This window comes from Paraburkholderia sp. Ac-20336, assembly GCF_017105025.1.
Lineage (GTDB): Bacteria > Pseudomonadota > Gammaproteobacteria > Burkholderiales > Burkholderiaceae > Paraburkholderia.
Genome location: NZ_JAAGPS010000234.1, coordinates 1 through 4951, shown reverse-complemented (window position 1 = coordinate 4951; position 4951 = coordinate 1). Strand labels below are relative to the sequence as shown.

3 protein-coding genes are annotated in these 4951 nt (G+C 64.6%); 2 read left to right on the top strand and 1 reads right to left on the bottom strand.

Features of this window, described 5'->3' with window-relative positions; genetic code table 11:
- Together GXB81_RS30380 and GXB81_RS30375 are read left to right on the top strand one after the other, a co-directional pair.
- On the top strand, positions 1–1001 hold a 1001-nt coding region (locus tag GXB81_RS30380), incomplete at its 5' end, for a DUF2300 domain-containing protein (RefSeq protein ID WP_205991140.1).
- An 80-nt stretch (positions 1002–1081) separates the two neighbouring features.
- Positions 1082–1876, top strand: a complete 795-nt coding sequence (locus GXB81_RS30375) for a DUF2135 domain-containing protein (RefSeq protein WP_167285825.1) — start codon at positions 1082–1084, stop codon at positions 1874–1876.
- A 504-nt stretch (positions 1877–2380) separates the two neighbouring features.
- Here the strand turns inward: GXB81_RS30375 and rpoD are convergent.
- Positions 2381–4387, bottom strand: a complete 2007-nt coding sequence (gene rpoD / locus GXB81_RS30370; protein ID WP_167050336.1) for an RNA polymerase sigma factor RpoD — start codon at positions 4385–4387, stop codon at positions 2381–2383.
- Positions 4388–4951: the final 564 nt, after the last annotated feature.

Here is a 4951-nt window from a genome sequence, read left to right as displayed (position 1 = left end):
CGGCGCCGCGCATCGCGCCGTTGCTGACGTCGATCACGGTGCCCGACGACGGCGCCTGCGTGCTCGTCGATTTCTTCAGCCGCTATCCGGTTCGCGAAGTGCTCGGCGCAGTGCACGACGACACGCCCGACGATGCACCCGGCGGCAAGCGAAGCTCGACGGCCGTACCCGACGGCCCGTTGCGCGGCGAGTTTCGGGTCGGCTTCGTCAACGGCAACTGGGCGCGCGTGACGAGCCGTGGCGAACTGCGGCTCGACCGGAACGGGAGCGGCGCGGCGCAGATCGTCGGCCGGTTCGGCATGAACGACTACGTGGCGCGCGTGGTCGAGCGCGAGGGCGACACGAGCCAGCCGGAAGCCGCCAAGGCGCTCGCGGTCGCGGCGCGCACCTACGTCGTGCAGCACGGCCGCCACGACCACGGCTGCTTCCGTATCGACGACAGCAGCAGCACGCAGCGCGTCCTGCCGCGCACTCCCGAGCCCGCCGCGCGCCGGGCCGCCGATCTGACCGATGCGCTCGTGCTGACCGGCGTGCCGGTCCAGTATCACCACGACAAGGCCGCGCCGGGGCAGATGAGCTGGCTCGACGCGAAGGCATCCGCGCAAGGCGGCCGCGCGTTCGACGCGATTCTCGCGCGCACCTGGCCGCAGGCGACGCTGACTTCGTTCGAGAGTCCGCTCGCGGGCGACTGCATCGCGGTGGCCGGCGCGCAAGCCTGGCTGCAACGCAACGCGCCGCTGTGGGCACGCCGCCTGGAAGGCGCGGACGGCTACGAGACGCCCGATCTGCCGGCCGTGTGCGCGGTGCGCGAAGGGCGGCCCTATGCCGACGCGCAGCGCAATCGCGTCTACGTGTACCGCCTCGTGACCGAAGAGGACCGCATCGCGTTGACGCACGAATACCTGCACCTCGCGTTCCAGCATCATCCGCGCGGGCTCGACGAAGCGTTCGTCGAGCGCACCGCGCGTCTGCTGATCCACACCGACGGGCAGATTCAATGAGCGAGCCCATGAACGATTCGACGAGCGATGTGATGAGGCGGATTTTTTCCCGTGTAGAGCGTGAGACAGGAGCGGCAACGATGAAATCCAGCGCGACAGGTTGGCTGAAGGCGGCGGGCTGGTGGCTCGTCGTCTGCGTGCAGACGGCGCCGGCCGCCTGGGCGGGCGATATCGATTTCAGCGCGCCGCTGAACGGCTGGCGCAACACGAGCGGCGACAGCGAGCGCTATACGCAGGACGTGCACTACCCGGCGGTATCGGTGTCGACGCCGGAAGGGCAGTCGAAATTCGCACTGATCGAAGGGCAGATCCGCAACACGCCGAAGAAGAAGGGCACCTCGGTGGGCACGCTCGTCGTGAACGGCACGCCGCTGCCACAGCGCGTCGAGGAAGACGGCCGCTTCTCGCGGCCGTATGCGTTTCCGTCCGGCAGCAACAGCGTCGAATTGCGCGCCCCGGACGGCAGCCGCAAGCGCGTGCAGTTCTACGACGCCTACAGCGGCAAGACGCAGCCGAAGCTGCGCGTGGTGCTCGCATGGGACACCGACGGCACCGACCTCGATCTGCACGTCGTCTCGCCCGACGGCGCGCACGCGTGGTACGGCGATCGCGTGACGCCCAACGGCGGCTCGCTCGACGTCGACGTGACGACCGGCTACGGGCCGGAGATCTATTCGTCGGCGGCGCCGCTCAAGGGCACCTACCTCGTGTTCGTCAACTACTACGGCAACGGCAATAGCGGCAGCGACATAACGGTCGCGCAGGTCACGATTATCACGAACGAGAACACGCCGGACGAGAAGAGCGAAACGATCCGCGTGCCGATGCGCAAGCCGGGCGAGCTGACGCTCGTGAAGACGTTTGTGATGCCGTGAGGCCGGGAAGGCGGGGTGTCGGCGATCAGCGCGGGCGTGTATGCGGACGATGGTAGGCGAGGTTCGCGACCTGTCGTGAGCGCGCGCGTGAAATCGAGTGGGCTCAATGAGTTAGCGCGGTCATGCGCAGGTTGTCCACAAGCTTGTTCCCAGTTTCTGTGGACAACAATCGAACGCCTGTTTGGATCGACGTGAAGCGCCATGTCGTGCGACGTGGCGAAGCAAAGGCACGCGTGCGGGCATGGGGAGCGGAAGAAGTTATGCGTGCGCTGCGTGTTCTATTGCTGTCGCGAAGAATGGAGCGCGAATAGCCATCGCGCGCGCGAAGATCACCCTGTGTTTCCACATGCGTGCTACGCGGCTGAAGGGAGCAGGCAGCAGAAGTCACCGTTGGCCGGTTGGTTCTGCTGCTTGTGTATGAGGCGGGGTGTTGCGGCTTGCCGTGCGGGGAGCACGGCAAGCATGAAGGCCTGAACGCGGCCTGAAGGTGAGGGCGGCCGAGGCTTAACGGTCGAGGAACGACTTCAGACGGTCGGCGCGGCTCGGATGCATGAGCTTGCGCATTGCCTTGCTTTCGATCTGACGGATCCGCTCGCGCGTGACGTCGAACTGCTTGCCCACTTCCTCGAGCGTGTGGTCCGACTTCGTATTGATGCCGTAGCGCATGCGCAGCACCTTCGCTTCGCGCGGCGACAGCGAGTCGAGCGCGTCGTCGATGGCGGCGCGCAGGTCGGCCTGCATTGCCGCATCGGCCGGCGAGGAAACGCCCGCGTCTTCGATCATGTCGCCGAGCGTCGCGTCGCCGTCGTCGCCGACCGGCGTTTCCAGCGAGACCGGCTGCTTCGCGATCTTCAGAATGCCGCGCACCTTCTCTTCCGAGAGTTCCATGCGCTCGGCGAGCACGGCCGGATGCGCTTCCTGGCCGGTCTGCTGCAGAATTTCGCGCGAGATGCGGTTCAGCTTGTTGATCGTTTCGATCATGTGCACCGGCACGCGGATCGTGCGCGCCTGGTCGGCGAGCGAACGCGTGACAGCCTGGCGAACCCACCACGTCGCGTACGTCGAAAACTTCCAGCCGCGACGGTATTCGAACTTGTCCACGGCCTTCATCAGGCCGATATTGCCTTCCTGGATCAGGTCGAGGAACAGCATGCCGCGGTTCACGTACTTCTTCGCGATCGAGATCACGAGACGCAGGTTCGCCTCGATCATCTCGCTCTTGGCCTTGCGCATCTTCGACTCGGCCGCGACCATCTGGCGGTTGATCTCTTTCAGCTCCTTGAGCGGCAGGGAAACCGTCGCTTCGATTTCGATGAGCTTCTGCTGTTCGGACTGGATCGCCGGCAGATGGCGCTCGAGCGCCGCGCTGTAGGCCGTCGAGGCCGGGCGCGCCGCGCGCTCGGTCCAGCCGAGGTCGGTTTCGCTGCCGCCGAACGATTCGATGAACTTCTCGCGCGGCATGCCGGCCTTCGAGACGACGATTTGCAGGATGTTGCGCTCGATCGAGCGCACTTGCGCGACCTGATGCTGCACGTCGCCGCACAGGCGGTCGATCGTGCGGGCGGTGAAGCGGATGCGCGCGAGGTGCAGCTGGATGTCTTCGCGGGCGCGCAGATAGGCTTTCGAGCCGACGTCGCCGCGCGTGTGCGCCTCGCTCATCTGGTCGTACAGGATGCCGACCTGCGCGAAGATTTCGAGGCAGTCGCTCGTGAGCTGCTTCAGACGCGCTTCGTCCGCCGCCGCTGAGTCGGCCTGGCCGACGTCGTCGCCGTCCTCGTCTTCGTCGCTATCGTCGGAGTCGGTGTCTTCGTCGGCATCGGCGTCGGCGCTTGAGTTCGAGTTCGAGTCTTCTTCCGCGGCCACGTCGTCTTCATTGAGACCGTCGACCAGTTCGTCGATGCGCAACTCGCCGTCGGCCACCTGCTGGGCGCTCGCGAGAATCGCGGAGATCGCGAGCGGGCACGCTGCGATCGCCTGCACCATCTGATGCAGACCGTCTTCGATGCGCTTCGCGATTGCGATTTCGCCCGCGCGAGTCAGCAGTTCGGTCGCGCCCATTTCGCGCATGTACATGCGCACGGGGTCGGTCGTGCGGCCGAATTCGGAGTCGACGGTCGAGAGGGCGACTTCGGTTTCCTCGTCTGCCTGGTCGTCCGAGACGACGGTCGGCGTGTTCGAGTTCAGCAGCAGGGTTTCCGCGTCAGGGGCCTGCTCGTAGACCTGCACGCCCATGTCGCTGAACGCGCTGACGATGCTGTCGATCGCCGCCGTTTGCGTGAAGTTGTCGGGCAGGTGGTCGTTGATCTGCGCGTGGGTCAGGTAGCCTTGCTCCTTGCCTAGCTGGATCAGCGCGCGCATCAGGCGCTGACGTTCTTCGGCTTGTTGCGGCTGCAGTTCGGCCGCCACGGGGATCGCTTTGCCTGCGCCCTTGCCCTTGGCCGTGCGGCCCGAGGAAGCTTTGGCGATGAAGGCGGTTTCGTTTTGCGAATCTTCGCGATCAAAAGGGTTCACGTATTTTCCTCTAGAGGCTTCGCTATGAGACGCAAGACGCTACCGTCAGGCGTTTCGAGCAGGGCTCAGCATCACCTGATGTGACTCAACGCGGTTGTTTGGCTGTGCTCTGGGGAGCAAAAAGATGAGCCCGCTCGAAGCGGGCCGATAGAATGAATGCGAAATTTGCGCGGCTCGCATTATATACGAGCTTGCGTGTTCGCGCTCACGCTTGCACATCAATTAGTCATATTTGTGTTGCTTCGCAGACGTTGACGCATCACATGCGTGGGTGTTTCCGGCGGACGATGGGTTGATACGCGCATCGGCGGGCATCGCTGCCGCTCGATATATATATGTGGAGATGTTTCGCCCTCACGCAAGGGGATCGGTTGCCATGCCCTCACACACTATGCATGAGGCGCATCTTTTTGCGTCGGTTCGAAGAAAATTCGCGCAAGGGTCTTGACGTGATGCGGGGCGGTCAGCATAATCTCGTTTCTCTGCTGCAGACGCAGCGACGCGAACGAAGCGGTGCCGGGTGGTTTGGGTGCTGTGAGTTTGTGGACCGATCTTTAAAAACCA